Annotated in this window: 2 protein-coding genes; both read left to right on the top strand. The window is 56.5% G+C overall.

Features of this window, described 5'->3' with window-relative positions:
* Positions 1-494: 494 nt before the first annotated feature.
* The gene (locus H5U08_RS16385) at positions 495-1,097 is read left to right on the top strand and encodes a riboflavin synthase (RefSeq protein WP_297035499.1); all 603 of its coding nucleotides are present in this window, start codon (positions 495-497) and stop codon (positions 1,095-1,097) included.
* Between the two features lie 48 nt (positions 1,098-1,145).
* Positions 1,146-2,153, top strand: coding sequence for a 16S rRNA (adenine(1518)-N(6)/adenine(1519)-N(6))-dimethyltransferase RsmA (rsmA, locus tag H5U08_RS16390; protein ID WP_297035502.1), 1,008 nt, complete (start codon positions 1,146-1,148; stop codon positions 2,151-2,153).
* Positions 2,154-2,233 lie beyond the last annotated feature (80 nt).

Raw genomic sequence — 2,233 nt, forward strand, 5'->3', positions numbered from 1 at the left:
CACGCGGGAACAATCCGCCTTTCCCGACCATAAGACGAGAATGGCTGCTGCCTCTGCCGCTTTTGCCACCGATGCGGCATGCTCCAGAAGCAATTTCACGTTTTCAGTCAAGCGAAGAGTTTCACCACCTGGGGAGGGTGCCGACTTGGGATCAGGGGCCGCCGGTGTCCGGGCTTCAGGGTTCATAGATCGGAAGAAATGGATGTCGTCTCAAGGCGAAGACGGTACTCTCGGGGAGCCGGTTCATTCCCGCACACTTGGGGATCAGAGTTCATCATATTAGTTTTTGGCCGGCCGAACAATGTGGGCTTCTGGGCTTCGTTAATTTCGTTTATTTGGAACAATCGGCTGTCCAGCTACCGACCTCGGCACGCGCCGGTGCGGCTAGCCAATGTCCACGGTTCCCTTTAGCATCTAATAGTAGCAGTGCATCTTCTGTAACCGCGTGCAGCTTGGTTTCCATAAAAAGTGAGACGTGAAAGGAGTGTGGCCCCATGTTTTCGGGGATTGTCGAGGCACTAGGCACCGTCGCAGCGGTCATTTCGGAACCCCCAGGGGTGCGGCTCGTCGTCCGGGAACCCCGGATTGCTGCGGAGACCAAGGTGGCCGACAGCATCGCCGTCAACGGATGTTGCCTGACGGTCATTGCCGTCGACGGTGACACCTTTGCGTTCCAGGCGGGGCCGGAGACCCTCTCGCGAACAAATCTGGGAGACCTCAAAGAGGGAAGTCGTGTTAATTTGGAGCGATCACTGAAGATAGGGGATCGCTTGGGCGGGCATTTTGTGACCGGTCACATTGACGATGTGGGGTATCTCATTCAACGGGAGGATTTCGGAGAGTGGTCGCGGTTCTGGTTCAAGATTCCGCGCCGACTGGCCCGACAGATGGCCCCCAAAGGTTCCATCGCCGTTGACGGCGTGAGCCTGACCATTGTCGATAGTGAGCCTGAGCGATTCAGTGTAGCCCTCATTCCGTATACACTTGCCGTAACGACTTTGGGACCGATGAAGGTGGGTGACAAAGTGAACCTGGAAACAGACATTTTAGCCAAATATGTGGAGAGGCAACTCGAGGCAAAGACCTGGCCTGTTTAGGGACGTGTCCGTTTTGAAGCTGGCAGAGGGAATAGCTCGCAGATCCCCATGAGCAGCGCTGGCTCGCCGCGACAAACCCTGACGTTTGTGCGAGAACGTCTGGAGGCTGCTGGAATTCGCCCGAAAACAGACCTTGGGCAGAACTTCCTTATTGACCTCAACTTACTGCGAGTTCTCGCCGATACGGCTCAGTTGGGCCCCGAGGATGTGGTCCTGGAAGTCGGCACGGGAACCGGTAGCCTGACCAACTTGCTGGCGGAACGTGCCGGATATGTCATTTCGGTGGAAATTGATCCCAAGCTCCACGCAGTTGCCAAGGACTTGGTTGGCCAAAAGGCCAACGTCCGACTGTTGTGTCAGGATGCTCTGAAAAGCAAAAATCGTTTCCATCCCGCGGTGCTGGAGGCAGTTGAGCAGGCCCTGGGCGAAGGAAACCGGCAGTTCAAGCTGGTGGCGAATCTGCCCTACAACGTGGCCACTCCGGTGCTGACGAATTTGCTCTCACTGGAACGGCCTCCGGTGACGATGACGGCGACGATTCAGAAGGAGCTGGCCGATCGGATTATCGCCAGGCCGGGTACCAAAGATTACGGGGCGCTGAGTGTTTGGATTCAGAGCCAGTGTCGCGCGAAAATTGAGCGGACCATGCCCCCGCAGGTGTTCTGGCCGCGGCCGAAAGTCTTTTCGGCGATCATTCACATCGTGTTGGAACCGGAACGACGAGAGCGCATCCCGAACCGGGAGCTGTTTCACAACTTCATCCGCGGGTTGTTTCTTCATCGCAGGAAGTTTTTGCGTGCTCAGGTTTTGAGTGCCCTGGGCAGAAAAACGGATAAAGCGGCTGTGGACGAGGTACTCCGGAACCTCGGATTCGATCCGCAATCTCGCGCGGAACAACTGGACGTGGACAGGATCCTGCGCCTTTACGAGGCACTTCGTGAACGGCTCGCGGGCGCCGCATTTCCATCGCCAGAAGTCCAGGTTCAAGGATCGAGTGGTGGAGAACTGTCCGCAGAGTCTCTTTCAGATTCGCAAGGCCATTCAGAAAGTGACTGACACAGCCAGTACTTTGGCGGGTGTTCATGGGTCGTGACAAGTGGGGAATTCGGCGGGGTTTTGGAGTAACGGTGAGAAAA

The sequence above is a fragment of the Thermogutta sp. genome (genome assembly GCF_014359955.1).
GTDB lineage: Bacteria > Planctomycetota > Planctomycetia > Pirellulales > Thermoguttaceae > Thermogutta.

Bases quoted from the DNA above. Each gene is read 5' to 3' on its own strand.
- H5U08_RS16385 (WP_297035499.1), top strand. From the start codon at position 495: ATGTTTTCGGGGATTGTCGAGGCACTAGGCACCGTCGCAGCGGTCATT.
- rsmA (WP_297035502.1), top strand. From the start codon at position 1,146: ATGAGCAGCGCTGGCTCGCCGCGACAAACCCTGACGTTTGTGCGAGAA.